This window comes from Myxococcus sp. AM010 (assembly GCF_013372585.1).
GTDB classification, from domain to species: domain Bacteria; phylum Myxococcota; class Myxococcia; order Myxococcales; family Myxococcaceae; genus Myxococcus; species Myxococcus vastator.
Genome location: NZ_JABXEO010000130.1, coordinates 1 through 14,279 on the forward strand (window position 1 = coordinate 1; position 14,279 = coordinate 14,279).

Sequence of the window (14,279 nt, forward strand, 5' to 3'; positions counted from 1 at the left end):
GGGCCTTCTCGCTCTCAGGTCTTCTGCGCACACAGAGCCGAACGGGAGGTGCCCCTGCTCTTTCTTCCCGTTCGCTTCGCGCCCGTCTGCTCTCCGACCTGATCGAGAATCACGAACCTCGGTTTAGGCCGCCCTCTCAGCAGGAACCCTGGTCCTCTTGGCTGTCTTGAACCTCAACAGATCAGCGCAGGACACGGCTATGCAACCAAGCCCGCAGGCGACCTACCTCCCACCAACGGTCCCAATCCCCTCGTCTCTCTGCAGGGAGTCTGTTTCTTGCCTGCAGAGCGGGATGCGGGACTTCTTCGGCATTCCCTCCAGTAAACTCGACAACCCAATTCATCATGGTCGCTGCGTCACCGCAGAGCAGTGAGTAATCGGCCCTCTCCAAGATCGGGAAGTTGGTATCCAGGCTCTCGTTCACAAAGTCGAAGTGCGCCTGCCGAGACAACGGTTCCTCTTCCAGGAAGAAGTAAGAGGCGTTCAGGAGGACAACACCCTCATCCAGTAACGCGAGGGCGGCAGCCTGCGGCGTGAGGTATCGCTGCTCGACATCCGCCCCAAAAACCGACCGGAAGAGGTAGTAGCCCGCCGACCGTTTATCCAATTGCCCCCAGGCTTCCTTTACGAACGGAATCGACCTCGCTGCCGTGGGGAAGGGGTCTCGCCCTATAATTGCGAGGCTAACAGTATCCAGGCCATAGATTCGCTCAGCATACTCCGGATCAGGTTCAAGCCTCGCGTATTCCCTTCGCATTGAATCCCCTCGCTTCCCAGCGTGGGTTCAAAAATACCAGAGAGGTCCCAGCAGGCGCATAGGAGAAATGAGGATGGCGTTGCAGCAGCATGTTCGCAGGTATCCGCTCGGTGAAGCGGTGCAGCATGCCACCGTGCGTCCCTGGTTCCGTCTCCAGAATGTCTCCAAGACTAGAGAGGATTCCGAGGGACTGGCGGGAACTGCCCCGTGTACTTGAAGCACCCGGATTCACTCATGATTCAGCGAAAGGCGTGTGCCGTCGCGGGTTTAGGCCACCCCTCCTCCACGGGTTCGAATTCCGTCGGGGACAATGCAAAAAACGAACGGGGTTGGTCGGGCCAAACTGTCCAACCCCGTTCGTTTTTGGCGACGCCTTGGCGATGCTGTGACGTTACGGCGGAGTGGGCAACAAACGTTGCCCCATGGCGCAATGCAGAGCGACACGTGAAGTCCGGATGCCAGCTCAGCACCGGAAACGAATTCACACCGCGCCCACAGCGTCAGTCGAACGTCAGCCTACCGGCTCGCCACTCACTCAACACCATTTCCGCGTTGAACCTCGCGATGCTCGGTGGCCCGTTTGCAAGCTGCTCCAGTACGGCTTCAGCAGCCTGGGGAGCTGACTCCAGGGCATGTGACGCCGCCCACCCACGCACATGGGGATTCGCGCTCCCCAGCAAGTTCAAGAGCGCGCCAGAGCCCTCGCTTTTCCGGGTTCGCAGCTCCTTCCAAACAGCAGCGATCCGGCGAAACTGCGCATTGGCCTTCCGGTGGTCACCCGTCTCGCTCGCCTGACCATGTGCGGCTGCGAACTCTTCGTACATCGAGGCCAGTTCCTGAAGAGAGCGCTTCTCCAGAGACGTCTTCATCAAGGGGAGGCTCCGAAATCGCAAAGAAATTTCATACCATTCGCCAGGCTGCTGGACGCACCTCAAACCTGGACGGAAGGAAGCGACGCACTTCGTCGCCCCCAGCGCGCCTACGATTCCTTCGTCTGGGCCGCGAGCTGTGGAAGCTGCGTGCGAAGGACCTCGGCCCAGGCATCCAGGCGGCCCGCGATTGATTCGATGCGCGGGGTCTTTCCGTCGAGTCGCACCTGCCACTTCGTGTGAGCGCCCCAGGGCATGGCGGCGGCCGTTCCACCCCACGCGGAGGCGAGCGCTTCGCTGTAACGCCTCCCGAAGTCCTCCGTGCTCCCCATGCCTGCCTCGTTCGTCCAGACCTGCCCATCCCGCTGGATGATGCCCAGGTTCACGGTCCTGCCATCCGGCGCCTCCCACTTGAGGCTGAGTGCGCGGCGAAAGTCGCCGGATACCCCCAGGGCGGAGAGCTGGACGATGAACCTTTGAAGCTGCTCCGGCAGCTTCGGGTCCCGCGCCCGCATCGTGTCGAAGAACTCCTCCGCGCTGATGTTTCCGGAGAAACGGTTCACTTCCAGCACCGCCGACGCGGGAACCACAGGCGCCACGGTGACGTGCCCGTCCTCGATCCGCACGACTCCACGCTCGACCATCTGCGTGCGCAAGAGGGTCCGAGGAATGACGAGGCGGCCCTGCTCTCCGGGCAGCAGGAACACCGACAGCTCGACGAGCGCGAACGTGAAGCGGAAGCCCGCATGAAGCTGAAGCACCTCAATCAATTGCTCCGTGCCCTCGCGAATTCCGTCACCGACGACCAGGACCAGGATGCGCCCGCGCTTCAAGTTCCGGCTGACCGCGTCGATGAACTCGGGCTCCGGCAGCCGCACCGCTTCTGGCACCACCTCCCAGAGGCGCTGCGGCTTCTGCCCTCCTCGGAGCTGGCCGCCCAGGGCAGCGGCTTCGAACTCAGCGTAGCTCATGCGGAACAGGCAACTCGCATAGTCCAGGGACTGTGCGACGACCTCCCGCCGGGCCTGGGGGTTTCGCCATAGCTTGGCTTCCGCGATGACAACCTGCCCGTCCGCGGTGATGAACAGGTTGTCGATGAAGCCGCGCGGGGTCCGCATCTCGCGGCACACGGAGATGAGCCCCTCGATGGCGCCCTCGATTTCGGCGACCGGCAGCACTTCGGGGTGCTCGAACATGAGCTCCTGGAGGAACGACTCCTGAAAGGTCCCGTCAGCCCCACCGGTCAGCGGGACTGGCGTCAAAGGAGCCTGGGAGCCAGATGCCAGGAGTACGGGGGTGCCATCACGCCGGTTCGTTCGTGCCATGCGCTTGAGAAGATACCCATTCACGAGGCTCCGCTGCCTTCAGGATGAGCGCACGCATCCCCGCCCGCGTCACTGCGGCGCGTGACTCGACTTGGCGCGCCTATCACCTCGTGTTCCCCGGCGTGCGCTTCAGTGATAGGCCCTGCTGCCATGTCCGGCGACTCACCCGTCCCCACTTCCGGCGCCTTGCCCACCCTGCACTTCCCCCCCGAGCTCCCCATCTCGAGCCGGGTGGAGGACATCACCGCGGCTATCGCCGCCCATCAGGTGGTCATTGTCGCGGGGGCCACCGGCTCAGGGAAGACGACGCAGTTGCCGAAGGTCCTGCTCGCCATGGGGCGCGGCCGCCCGCGCCAGATTGGCGTGACCCAGCCCCGGCGTATCGCCGCGACGAGCGTGGCGGCGCGCGTGGCTCGCGAGCTCGGCACGGAGCTGGGCACGGACGTCGGCTACCAGATTCGCTTCGAGGACCGCTCGTCCCGGCAGACGGCCGTGAAGTTCATGACCGACGGCGTCCTGCTCGCGCAGATTCACAGCGACCCGCTCCTGCGCCGCTACGACACCATCGTGCTCGACGAGGCCCACGAGCGCAGCCTCACGATCGACTTCCTGCTCGGGTGGATCAAGCGCATCCTCCCCAAGCGCCCCGACCTCAAGGTGGTGGTGAGCTCGGCCACCATCGAGACGGAGCGCTTCTCGCGGTTCTTCGGAGGGGCGCCGGTCATCCAGGTGGAGGGCCGTACCTTTCCGGTGGACGTGCTCTACGAGCCGCCTCCCGAGGACGCCGAGCTCGCCGACTCCGTCGCCGATGCGGTGGCGGACGTGCTCTCGCTCGACCCGGACGGAGACGTCCTCGTGTTCCTCCCCGGGGAGCGGGAGATCCGCGAGGCCGAGAATGCCCTGAACGCGCGCGAGCTCCGCGGCACGGTGGTGCAGCCCCTCTATGCGCGCCTGTCGGCCGCCGAGCAGTCGCGCGTCTTCGCCACCATCCCCCAGCGCCGGGTCATCCTCGCCACCAACGTCGCGGAGACGTCGGTCACCATCCCGGGCATCGTGTACGTCGTGGACACGGGGGTGGCGCGCCTGTCGCGCTACGAGCCGCGCTCGGGCACCACACGCCTGCACATCGAGCCCGTCTCCCAGGCCAGCGCCGACCAGCGCAAGGGGCGCTGCGGCCGCGTGCGCGAGGGCATCTGCGTGCGCCTCTACGACGAGGTGAGCTTCACCACGCGGCCCGCCTTCACCGACCCCGAAATCAAGCGCACCGGGCTCGCGGGGGTCATCCTGCGGATGAAGTCCCTGGGCCTCGGTGACGTCGAGGACTTCCCCTTCCTCGACCCGCCCCAGCCGAAGGCCATCGCCGAGGGCTGGCGGGTACTCGAGGAGCTCGGCGCCATCGAGGGCAAGGAGCGCACCTTGACGCCGCTCGGGCACCAGCTCGCGCGCTTCCCGGTGGACCCGCGCATCGCGCGGATGATCCTCGCCGGCGCCGAGTACGGGTGCCTGGACGAGGTGCTCATCGTCGCCGCGGCGCTCAACCTGCAGGACCCGCGCGAGCGGCCACGCGAGCTCGCGCAGAAGGCGGACGAGCTGCACCGGCGCTTCCGTGACGAGCACTCGGACTTCACGGGGCTCCTCAAGCTGTGGGCGTTCGTGCGCGAGGCCGAGGGTCGGGGGACGTCCCACCTGCGGCGCGTGTGCCGGGACAACCTCTTGTCCTTCCTGCGGGTGCGCGAATGGCGGGACGTCCAGCGCCAGCTCGAGGAGACCGTCCGCGAGCTGCGCCTGCCGCGCAAGGGCCGAGGCGCCCCGGCGCGCGGGGACGTCCTGCACCAGGCGCTCCTCACCGGGCTCCTGTCCCGCATCGGCCAGTGGAATCCGGAGCAGCGCCACTTCACGGGCGCGAAGCAGACGCGCTTCATGGTCCACCCCTCGTCGGCGCTCGCGAAGAAGCCCCCTGCCTGGGCGATGGCGTTCGAGCTCGTGGAGACGTCCCAGCTGTTCGCCCGCACCGTGGCGAAGCTCGACCCGGAGTGGCTCGCGGCGGCGGCCCCTCACCTGCTCAAGCGCAGCTACTCCGAACCGCACTGGTCGGAGAAGTCCGCGCGCGCCGTGGTGAAGGAGAACGCGACCCTCTTCGGGCTCCAGGTCTTCAAGGAGCGCCCCGTGGCCCTGGCCAGCATGGACCCCGCCCGGGCACGGCTGATGTTCCTCGAGCATGCCCTGGTGCGCGGCGAGTACCGCACCCGGGGGGCGTTCCAGGAGAAGAACCGCCAGGTGCTCGAGCGCGTGGCGCGCCTGCGGGACAAGGCCCGGCGCAGCGAGCTGCTCGACAGCGAGGCGCTGCTGACGTTCTTCGACCGGCGCCTCCCGGCGGACGTGACGGACGGAGCGGGCTTCGAGGTCTGGCGCCGAAAGGCCGAGGCGGCCGACCCCGACGTGCTCGTCCTCTCGATGGAGGACGCCCTCTCGGACGACCCGGACCTGTCCCCGGCGCACTACCCGGACGCCCTCACCCTGCACGGCGCGTCTGTGCCGGTGACGTACACCTTCGACCCCTCGGCCGAGGACGACGGCATCACCCTGAGCGTGCCGCTGCTGCTGCTCGCCCAGCTCGTCCCAGGTGAGCTCGACTGGACCATCCCCGGGTGGCAGCGGGAGAAGCTCACCGCCCTGCTCGAGCAACTCCCCCGCGCCCAGCGCAAGCAGTTGGGGCCGGTGCCGGCCCTGGTCGACCGTCTCGAGAAGGAACTGGTGCCCTTCCGCGGGCCGATGATTCCAGCGCTCGCGCGTGCGGTGTCCCGGCTGTGCGGCGTGGACGTGCCCGAGGAGTCCCTCCGAGCGGATGCCGTGGTGCCGTACCTGCGGATCACGCTCCGGGTACTCGACGAGCGGGGAAAGGATCTCGCGCGGAGCCGCGATGCCGATGCGCTGCTCGAGCAGCACGGGGGACGTGCACGGGCGGCGCTGCGCAGCGCGGCGCCGGCTTCAGACTGGGAACGCAAGGGGCTGACGGCCTGGACCTTCGGCGAGCTGCCCCCCGTGGTCACCCGGCGGGTCGGCGGGCTCGAGGTCCGCAGCTACCCCGCGCTCGTCGACCGGGGCGCTGCCGTGGACCTGGTACTACTCGAGACCTCCGCCGCCGCCGAGGCGGCCACGCGCACAGGGGTCCGCAGGCTCCTGATGCTCGCCGCGCGCGGACACGTGGCCGTCAGCGCCGCGCGCATGCCGCTGCCCTTCCCGTCCCTGGACGGCGCGCCGCCCGCGCGGGGCCAGGCCGACGCCTTCCGGGCGCTCGTCCTCGCACGCGGCGTCGACGATGCGTTCAAGCTCGCACCGGGTGCGCCGCTGCCCCGCACGAAGGAGTCCTTCGAGGCGCTGGTCCGTGAGGGCTCACCACGCATCGAGCAGGCGGCCCGGGACTGGGCGAACGCCGTCGTTGTCACCTCCTCGGAGCTCGCCGCGACGCTCGCCGCGCTCAAGACGGCATCCAAGGGGCCGAGCGGCGCGGCGGCCGTGCGGGACCTCCGCTCGCAGCTCGGGCACCTGTTCCCCGCGAACCTCATCGAGTGGATTCCCTTCGTGCGCCTGCTGCACTACCCGCGCTACCTCCGCGCGGCCCAGGCACGGCTGTCGCGCGCGGTGGCGAACCCCGGCAAGGACGCGGGGAAGGCCGCGCCCTTCACCCCCCTGTGGGAGACCTTCCTCGCCAGGCGCGCCACCGTGCGTGACCAGGAGGCGGCGCAGGAGCTGCGGTGGGCCTTCGAGGAGCTCCGCGTGGCCATCTTCGCGCCGGAGGTGACGACGCCCGTGTCGGTGACGGTGGCGAAGGTCGGCGCGGCCCTCGCGGCGCTGCGCTAGAAACGGGTGGCGATGCCTCGCCACGGGGTCGCACCGCGAGGCCCACGCCGCCGCTGCCGCTACGGACAGATGAAGAAGGTGTCCGTGTAATACGCAGTCACCTGCCCCGACTGCGCGATGTACCCAGAGCAGTCGGCGTGCCACGCCCCCGCCCAGTTCACCTTGGCCGCCTCGCGGTAGTAGGTCCGGTGCTGGCCGTACCGCGTTCCACCACCAGGCTCCTCCGCGCGCTGTTCCACCGTGCGCGTGTCGCCCATGGGAAGCCCAGACTCCGAATCAGCCGCTCCACCGCAAGCGCAGAGGAGCAGCGCGGTGATTCCAACAACCCAACGAGACAGCGCCATCTGGGCCTCCTTGTCGTGAGAAATGTTTCGAATTCGCGATTGAAACCCTATCGAGACAGGACTTGGCGCGTCCACCCCGCGTGCGGGGCGACCCGGGCGGTGTTGAGCGGTGGCCACTGCCACGCCGCGAGGAAAGGCCTTCTTGAAGCGCTCATGGCCCATGTGCGCCGTCGGCGTGGGGCTGTCAGGGAATGCGGCGCGCATGACCCGCCGCAAGTCTGTCTTGCCCCAGCGGAAACCCCTTAGTCTGACATCCCAATGGCGTGCGCCACACCCGGGCCGCAATCATCCACATTCACTGAATTGCCGGCTTTGCCAGTTTGGATTTGAAATAAATCAAAGACCAGTGCTAGTAAGACATTGGCTTCGGCCAACCCCGCATAAACAACACAGGAGTAGTCCATGACGCGGAACGTGAAGCGTTTTCTGGCTGGCTCGCTGCTGTCTCTCACTCCGTCGCTCGCTTTCGCTGGGCAGCTCGAACTCGACTTTCCCGACTTCCTCACCCAGCGTGGCGAGTACGTCAGCGTCCGTGAAGGCGTGGTGCAGGTCCCCGTGCGGAAGGGCCCCTCTGTTGAAGCCATTGGCCCTGCCGTTGAAGACTTCTTCGTCCTCAACCAGACCGGCGTCGACCTCACCCTGGGCCTCCAGATCTTGACGGGCACGTTCAATGGAATCTGGAACACCCACCCCGTGCCCACCGGCACCTACGGTGGGTTTCAGGTCAGCGCCCCCGCCCCCACGCCGATGGTCGTCCAGCAGTACTACTACACGGTCGACCCGGCGAATCCTTCCGGCTCGAAGACCTGTGTCTGGCGCGTGGAGGTCTCTGACGTCGCCGGAGCCTGCTCCGCGCAGGTCTTCTTCGGGACCTACGGCGGCGCCGCCTGCACCGTCGACACGGCCCAGTCAATCATCGACCCGGTGACGTGTCAGACGCAGATCGTCACCAACATGATGTGAGTTGAAGCGCGTGCCACCAGGGCCGCTCCGGGCGGCCCTGGTGGTGCATACACCGTCATCGACGGTCGGCACGGCTCCAGCGGAAGGTCAGCCCTGCATGGCCGGTGGGCGGGCGGCTCCCGCCCCTCAGGCCCAGGGGAAACTCAAGGCCCCCCTCCGCGCGCACTTCGAGGGAGGGGCTCAAGCGAAACCCGATCCCCAGCGAGCCCCCCGGAGAGAGCAGCAGGTTCGCTCCATTGAACCGCCCTTGAAAGGCGGTGAGCGGTCCCGCGAAGGCGCCCATCAGCGATGCGCCACCGGTCAGCGTCCACGCGCGACTCAGCCGGAAGTCGAGCAGGGTCTGCGCGCCGAGCCGGAGATTGACGGGCTCCGTGGAGTTGTTGGTGACGGGCACGTACCAGATTCCAGCGCTCGGAGCGACGGACCACGTCCACCGGGACTGCTCGATGAGCCGGTGTCGTGTTCCGAGCTCCAGGCCCAGCAACGTGAGGCGGCCGCCCCAATCCCAGCCATGGCCAGCGCCCTTGCGAAAGGTGAGCTCGGGGCTGGGGAGGTACGCCTGGTCCCGCCCATGCTCGAAGGCCAGCGCGTTCAATGAAACGCCGACCTCTGTTGTCCCAACGGGGGTTGTCGCGGCGCCGATGTTCCGCGCACCACTCAGACAGCCAGGCGTGAGGACGAGCGTCCCGGCCACCGATAGCGTCCGTGTGACGAATCCTCGCATCACGGAGGCCATGCGAACCGCACCCAGACGGGATGGTGGTCGCTCCCGGCGGGACGCCGGTCCACGCCACGCTCCAGCGGAGCGAGCCCCTGGGCGAAGACGAAGTCGAGCGGGAGGCCGCCAATCACGGAGTCCACCGTGTCCCCCACGCCTTCCGAGGCCCAGTGGAAGCCCCGCTCGGAGAACAGCTTCACCATCTGCCTCAGGCTCCCCGGGTCCGAGGTATTGAAGTCGCCGGCGATGACCTGCACCGGCCCCGTGCCTTCGAGCGCGTCGATGATGGTCTCCGCCTGGTCGAGCCGCCCGCCAAGCCCGACGATGGGCGTGGCGTTGTGCACGGAGGCCGTTTGAACCAGCGTCCCGCCGAGGTCCAACGTCGCGAGGACCGCGATGCGGCGGCGCTGATGGTACGGGTCGTCATGGGGAAGGTGGACCTTCCGGTCCGCGACGATGGGCCACCGGCTCAGCAGCGCGTTGCCGAAGTCGTCGTCGTCCACCTGCACGGAGGCGGGGTAGTAGACGTAGGCCAGCCCCAGCTCACTTGCGATTCGGTCGACGGACGCAGCGTCCATCTCCTGCATCGCGATGACATCCGCCCCCGCGAGCGGAGGTCTTGAGAGCGCGGTGATGGCCTCGGAGACCTGTTCGGAGAAGGCCAGGTTGAACGTCACCACGGTAATGGAAGCGGGCGTCTCGGTGGAGACAGAGCCAGGCTTCCGATGGTCGCCGCTGTACCGGGGACCGGCCTCATCGGTGTAGTTCTCCGCGAGCGGGCAGCCCGTCAGGAACGTCAGCAGGAGAAGCGCCCACGGCGGCGCGATGCGCAGCCGTTGGAGGTAGCCAGGCGCCGCCGCGGCGCGTGCGTCGTTGCATTTCAAGGACCGGTGCATCGCGCAACTGAACGGAGCAGCGCCGCGGAGATTCCATCCACCGCGGCGCCAACACCGCACCGCTTCCTCCAACGGCCGCAGAGCAACGGAGGAAGTGAACGCCTCGAAAGCGCCGCCGCCGCAAGGCCCTGGCCAGCCAGGAGGCCGGATGCGGTGCTTTCGCTGCTGCGCTCAAGCACCTTCTCAGGGAGCCCAGCCCTCCACTTCGCTCGCGGCGGCACGGGCGAGCTTCGCCGCGGCCAAGGGATCCACCCGCGCGGTGACCAGCACACCGATGACGGCGCCCAGCAGCAGCTCCACCCGGCGGGCCACCGTCTTCCGAGGCATGACACCAGCCCGCGCCGCCGCCTCCAGGGCCCGTGTCAGGTGTCCCTGCAAGAGCGCGCGGTAGTCCTCCACCGCGCGATGAGCCTCGACGTCATGCGGGGCCAGCTCCGTGGCCGTGTTGACGAGCAGGCATCCCCGGCGCGTCAGGGCCGGCGGCGCGGTCCCCATCGTCGTCGCGAGCGACTCGAAGTACGCCGTCACCTGCGGCAGGCCCGCCGGGCCCTTGGCGAAGACGGCCAGCCGGGGCGTGATGACCTCCTGGAGGTACAGCGCCACCGCGCGGGAGAACAGCCCCCGCTTGCTCTCGAACGCCTGGTACAGACTGGAGCGGTTCAACCCCGTGGCGGACTCCAGGTCCGACAAGGACGTGGCCTCGTATCCCCGGGACCAGAACAGCCCCAGCGCCTTGCGCACCGCCTCCGTCTCGTCGAACGCACGCGTCCGCGCCACGTCACCCTCCTTGACAATTCTGGACCGACCGTTTCAATATGATTCGGAACTGACTGGTACAGAATATCGCGTTCCCAGAGGGGAGTCATCATGTCGCTGCTGGCACAAGGCTTCGCGGTCGTCGCCGCGCTCATCCACGTCCTGTTCTTCGCCATGGAGAGCATCGTCTTCTCGCAGCCGAAGGTGTGGCGGCGCTTCGGACTGAAGTCACAGGCGGACGCGGACGTGGTGAAGCCGATGGCGCTCAACCAGGGCTTCTACAACCTGTTCCTCGCGGTGGGCGTGCTGGTGGGCGTGGCGCTCGTCCACACCGGCGCGGCCGCGTCCGGCGTGGCGGCCGTGGTGTTCGGCTGTGCATGCATGGCGCTGGCGGCCCTGGTGCTGGTGTCCAGCAACCGCCGCTTCCTCAAGGCCAGCATCGTCCAGGGCGCCCCGCCCCTCCTGGCCATCGTGCTCATCGCGGTTCGCCTGGGGGACTGAGAGGGCGAGGCGCCAGGATGCCGTTGGCGTCCCGCCCTTCCCGTCTACGGCTTGGAGCTGCGCAGGTACCGGTAGAACTCGGACTCGCCGCCCAGGAACAGTGACGTGGAGGCGTCCACGACGTCCGGGTAGGCCTCCAGCGTCCGCATGAACTGGTAGAACTCCGGGTCCCTGCCAAAGGCCTCCGCGTAGATCTTCGTCGCCTCGGCGTCCGCCGCGCCAGTGATGTCCTGGGCCTTGCGGTAGGCCGCCGAGCGGATCTCCTTCAAGTCACGCTCACGCTGGCCCCGGACCTCCGCCGCGCGGCCCATGCCCTCCGAACGGGAGCGCTCGGCGATGCGCTTGCGCTCGGAGATCATCCGCTCGAACACCTTCACCTGGACCTCGTCCACGTAGTTGATGCGGCGGATCTGCACGTCGACCAGCTCCACCCCGAACTCCTTGACGATCTCCGCGGCCCGGAGACGAATCTGGCGGGTGAGCTTGTCCCGTCCCTGGGCGACCTGCTCCAGTGACTCGCCCCGCTCCGTCTCGGCGGTGTACTCGTCGTCCTCGAAGGGACGGTTGGTGGAGCGGACCGCTTCAATCAGCGCGAACGACGCGATGGTGTTGCGCGTCTCACCGTCGATGATGTCGTCGAGCCGGGACTGCGCGTTGCGCTCGTCCCGCAGGCGCTGGAAGAAGCGCAGCGGGTCCACGATGCGCCAGCGCCCGAAGGTGTCCACCCAGATGTACTTCTTGTCCTTGGTGGGGATCTGGTTCGGGTCTCCGCGCCAGTCCAACCACCGCTTGTCGAAGCGGTTCACCGTGTCGACGAAGGGCATCTTGAAGTGGAGCCCCGGGTCCACGACGGACGCGCCCTTCGGCTCGCCGAACCGGGTGATGACGGCCTGCTCGTGCTCGCTCAGAGTGTAGGTCGAGGAGAAGCCCACCACGACGACGAGGGCGGCCACTACGCCGAGGGGAATGATCAGGCGGCTCATCGGCGGCCCTCCGTCTGGCTCGCGCTCCCGGACACCGCGGGGTCGTTCGCCTGCATGTTCAACAATGGCGTGAGGCCCTTGACGGACTCGTCCAGGACGACCTTCTGTCCGGCGCTCTGGAGCACCTGGCTCACCGTCTCCAGGTACATGCGGCGGCGGGTGACGTCCGGGGCCTTGCGGTACTCCTCGTAGACGCGCGCGAAGCGGTCCGCCTCACCCTTGGCGCGGTTCACACGCTCAATGGCGTAGCCCTCGGCGCCGCGCAGCGCCTCCTCGGCTTCGCCCTTCGCGCGGGGGATGACGCGGTTCAGCTCGGCGTAGGCCTCGTTGATGACGCGCTCCTTCTCCTGGATGGCCTGGTTCACCTCGTTGAAGGACGGCTTCACCGGGTCGGGCGGGTTCACGTCCTGGAGGACCACCTGCTGGATGTCCACGCCCGTCTCGTAGCGGTCCGCCAGGTCCTGGAGCAGCAGCTTGGACTGGGTGGCCACCGCCTGGCGGCCCGTGGTGAGGACCTCGTTCACCGAGTGGTCTCCCACGACGGCCCGCATCGAGGCCTCGGAGATGTCCCGGAGCATGCTCTCCACGTTCTTCACCTTGAAGAGGTACTGGTACGGGTCCTTGATCTTGTACTGGACGATCCACTCCACCACCGCGACGTTGAGGTCACCGGTGAGCATGAGCGATTCGCGCTTCATGTCCGATGTCTCCGCCGCGTAGGAGGAGCCCGCGCGCGTGCGGGAGGCCTCCGTGCGGAAGCCGAACTCCGCCTTGAGCTGACGCTGCACCGGGACCTTCACGATGCGGTCCACCCAGAAGGGCACGCGGAAATGCGGGCCTGGCTCCACCGTGCCCACGAAGCGCCCCAGCCGGAGGATGACGCCCACTTCGTCCGGCTCCACCTGGGCGTAGCTGGTCATCAACCCCACCAGCAGGAACAAACCGAGCACGACGAACAGGAGGCGGCGCCCCATCCCTGGCCCCAGCTGCCGCTGCAGTTCACGTAGTACTTCTGACGGATCCCGCCCGCGTGGGTCGGAGTTCATGACGCGAGGTTCCCATGCCATCCGCCCGTCTTCCCCCGTCCAGGCTGCTTCATGCAAGGGGAACCACGCGAATTCCAGCTCGCCGGGCACCGTGCGCGGCGCTCACGCGCTTGAACGGCAGGTGCGCGCATGCCCGGAAGGTGAACGCCGCCCGCGTGCCCGGAACACCCGGGCACGCAGGGGCAACCTGGCTCAGCTCGGCCTGGCTCGCACCGACTGGAAGGCCCGCGTGGCGCCCGTCACGAGCAGCACGATGAGGCCACCCGCGATGATGCCGGCCACCGCGTTCAGCAGCGACGGCAGGAGCGCGCCCAGCAGCCCGCCAACGCCCGGCACCACCGCAGCCGCGGCGCTGGCGTGCTCGATGAAGTGATGCAGGGGCGCGATGCCGTGCGTGAGGATGCCGCCGCCCACCATGAACATGGCGGCCGTGCCCACGATGGCGAGCCCCTTCATCAAGTACGGCGCGGTCGCCAGGATGCCCCGGCCCAGGCTCTGACTGAACCCGCCCTCCGCCTTCATCAGGTAGAGGCCCGCGTCGTCGAGCTTCACGATTCCCGCGACCAGACCGTAGACGCCCACCGTCATGAGAAGGGCGATGCCGGACAGCACGGCGACCTGCATTCCAAAGGACGCGGCGGTGAGCGTCCCGAGCGAGATGACGACGATTTCGGCGGACAGGATGAAGTCGGTGCGGATGGCGCCCTTTATCTTGCCCTTCTCCATGGCGACCAGGTCCACCGCCGGGTCCGCCACCGCCTTGATGCGCTCCTGCTGCTCCGCCGCCTGCTCCTCCTTGCCGTGCAGGAACTTGTGGGCCACCTTCTCGAAGCCCTCGAAGCACAGGAAGGCGCCGCCCAGCATCAGCAGCGGGGTGATGGCCCAGGGCACCAGCGCGCTGATGGCCAGGGCCGCGGGGACCAGGATCGCCTTGTTGACCAACGAGCCCTTGGCGACGGCCCAGACGACGGGCAGCTCGCGGTCGGCTCTGACGCCGGAGACCTGCTGGGCATTGAGCGCGAGGTCATCCCCGAGCACGCCAGCGGTCTTCCGGGTCGCGACCTTCGTCATCACCGCGATGTCATCCAGCAGGCTGGCGATGTCATCAATCAGGGTCAGCAGGCTGCTTCCGGCCACGGGATTCGTCCTGGTGTAGAGGGCACGGGGGCGTCCGAAAGACGTCCCGAACCCTGGATATAGCCTGGATTAAGCGCGGCCACGCGGCTTCGATAGCCACGTCTCCCCGCTTGTCCCCCACCC

13 protein-coding genes are annotated in these 14,279 nt (G+C 67.7%); 3 read left to right on the forward strand and 10 right to left on the reverse strand.

Annotation, left to right across the window (positions count from 1 at the left end; translation table 11 throughout):
- Positions 1–181 precede the first annotated feature (181 nt).
- From HV826_RS34235 to HV826_RS34245, 3 genes are all read right to left on the reverse strand, one after another.
- A complete protein-coding gene (locus HV826_RS34235; RefSeq protein WP_176421229.1) occupies positions 182–757 on the reverse strand; it encodes a hypothetical protein in 576 nt (191 codons plus the stop codon).
- 500 nt (positions 758–1,257) lie between these two features.
- Positions 1,258–1,626 carry a DUF2019 domain-containing protein gene (locus HV826_RS34240; protein WP_176421230.1) on the reverse strand — a complete coding sequence of 123 codons (369 nt, stop codon included), beginning with the start codon at positions 1,624–1,626 and terminating at the stop codon, positions 1,258–1,260.
- A gap of 110 nt (positions 1,627–1,736) precedes the next feature.
- Positions 1,737–2,822, reverse strand: a complete 1,086-nt coding sequence (locus tag HV826_RS34245; protein ID WP_176421231.1) for a hypothetical protein — start codon at positions 2,820–2,822, stop codon at positions 1,737–1,739.
- Between the two features lie 279 nt (positions 2,823–3,101).
- On the opposite strand from HV826_RS34245, the gene hrpA reads away from it, so the two are divergent.
- Entirely contained in the window at positions 3,102–6,812 is a 3,711-nt protein-coding gene (gene hrpA, locus HV826_RS34250) for an ATP-dependent RNA helicase HrpA (RefSeq protein ID WP_176421232.1), read from the forward strand.
- A gap of 59 nt (positions 6,813–6,871) precedes the next feature.
- Here the strand turns inward: hrpA and HV826_RS34255 are convergent, their stop codons facing one another.
- Positions 6,872–7,069: a hypothetical protein gene (locus tag HV826_RS34255; protein ID WP_255208301.1), complete on the reverse strand. Its 198-nt coding sequence runs from the start codon at positions 7,067–7,069 to the stop codon at positions 6,872–6,874.
- Between the two features lie 489 nt (positions 7,070–7,558).
- Here HV826_RS34255 and HV826_RS34260 point away from each other — a divergent pair, with 489 nt between their 5' ends.
- Complete coding sequence (locus HV826_RS34260) at positions 7,559–8,119, forward strand: hypothetical protein (protein WP_176421234.1); 561 nt, start codon at positions 7,559–7,561, stop codon at positions 8,117–8,119.
- A gap of 55 nt (positions 8,120–8,174) precedes the next feature.
- Here HV826_RS34260 and HV826_RS34265 read toward each other — a convergent pair whose 3' ends face one another.
- From HV826_RS34265 to HV826_RS34275, 3 genes are all read right to left on the reverse strand, one after another.
- Positions 8,175–8,714, reverse strand: coding sequence for a hypothetical protein (locus HV826_RS34265; RefSeq protein WP_255208302.1), 540 nt, complete (start codon positions 8,712–8,714; stop codon positions 8,175–8,177).
- A 128-nt stretch (positions 8,715–8,842) separates the two neighbouring features.
- Positions 8,843–9,733, reverse strand: coding sequence for an endonuclease/exonuclease/phosphatase family protein (locus HV826_RS34270; protein ID WP_176421235.1), 891 nt, complete (start codon positions 9,731–9,733; stop codon positions 8,843–8,845).
- A gap of 183 nt (positions 9,734–9,916) precedes the next feature.
- Positions 9,917–10,510 (reverse strand): TetR/AcrR family transcriptional regulator, encoded by a 594-nt coding sequence (locus HV826_RS34275; RefSeq protein ID WP_176421236.1) that lies wholly within the window; start codon positions 10,508–10,510, stop codon positions 9,917–9,919.
- 90 nt (positions 10,511–10,600) lie between these two features.
- On the opposite strand from HV826_RS34275, the gene HV826_RS34280 reads away from it, so the two are divergent.
- The gene (locus HV826_RS34280) at positions 10,601–10,990 is read left to right on the forward strand and encodes a DUF1304 domain-containing protein (RefSeq protein ID WP_176421237.1); all 390 of its coding nucleotides are present in this window, start codon (positions 10,601–10,603) and stop codon (positions 10,988–10,990) included.
- Positions 10,991–11,034: 44 nt separating this feature from the next.
- Here HV826_RS34280 and hflC read toward each other — a convergent pair whose 3' ends face one another.
- The 3 genes from hflC to HV826_RS34295 all read right to left on the reverse strand — a co-directional run bounded on the left by hflC (position 11,035) and on the right by HV826_RS34295 (position 14,156).
- Positions 11,035–11,973: a protease modulator HflC gene (hflC, locus tag HV826_RS34285; protein WP_176421238.1), complete on the reverse strand. Its 939-nt coding sequence runs from the start codon at positions 11,971–11,973 to the stop codon at positions 11,035–11,037.
- Positions 11,970–13,040: an FtsH protease activity modulator HflK gene (gene hflK / locus HV826_RS34290; protein WP_176421239.1), complete on the reverse strand. Its 1,071-nt coding sequence runs from the start codon at positions 13,038–13,040 to the stop codon at positions 11,970–11,972. The genes hflC and hflK overlap by 4 nt, the downstream gene beginning before the upstream one ends.
- A 171-nt stretch (positions 13,041–13,211) precedes the next feature.
- Positions 13,212–14,156, reverse strand: coding sequence for a DUF808 domain-containing protein (locus tag HV826_RS34295; RefSeq protein ID WP_176421240.1), 945 nt, complete (start codon positions 14,154–14,156; stop codon positions 13,212–13,214).
- Between the last annotated feature and the right edge of the window lie 123 nt (positions 14,157–14,279).

Coding starts and splice junctions, on each gene's coding strand:
- HV826_RS34235 (WP_176421229.1), bottom strand. CDS start 757: ATGCGAAGGGAATACGCGAGGCTTGAACCTGATCCGGAGTATGCTGAG.
- HV826_RS34240 (WP_176421230.1), bottom strand. CDS start 1,626: ATGAAGACGTCTCTGGAGAAGCGCTCTCTTCAGGAACTGGCCTCGATG.
- HV826_RS34245 (WP_176421231.1), bottom strand. CDS start 2,822: ATGTTCGAGCACCCCGAAGTGCTGCCGGTCGCCGAAATCGAGGGCGCC.
- hrpA (WP_176421232.1), top strand. CDS start 3,102: ATGTCCGGCGACTCACCCGTCCCCACTTCCGGCGCCTTGCCCACCCTG.
- HV826_RS34255 (WP_255208301.1), bottom strand. CDS start 7,069: ATGGGCGACACGCGCACGGTGGAACAGCGCGCGGAGGAGCCTGGTGGT.
- HV826_RS34260 (WP_176421234.1), top strand. CDS start 7,559: ATGACGCGGAACGTGAAGCGTTTTCTGGCTGGCTCGCTGCTGTCTCTC.
- HV826_RS34270 (WP_176421235.1), bottom strand. CDS start 9,733: ATGCACCGGTCCTTGAAATGCAACGACGCACGCGCCGCGGCGGCGCCT.
- HV826_RS34280 (WP_176421237.1), top strand. CDS start 10,601: ATGTCGCTGCTGGCACAAGGCTTCGCGGTCGTCGCCGCGCTCATCCAC.
- hflC (WP_176421238.1), bottom strand. CDS start 11,973: ATGAGCCGCCTGATCATTCCCCTCGGCGTAGTGGCCGCCCTCGTCGTC.
- hflK (WP_176421239.1), bottom strand. CDS start 13,040: ATGGCATGGGAACCTCGCGTCATGAACTCCGACCCACGCGGGCGGGAT.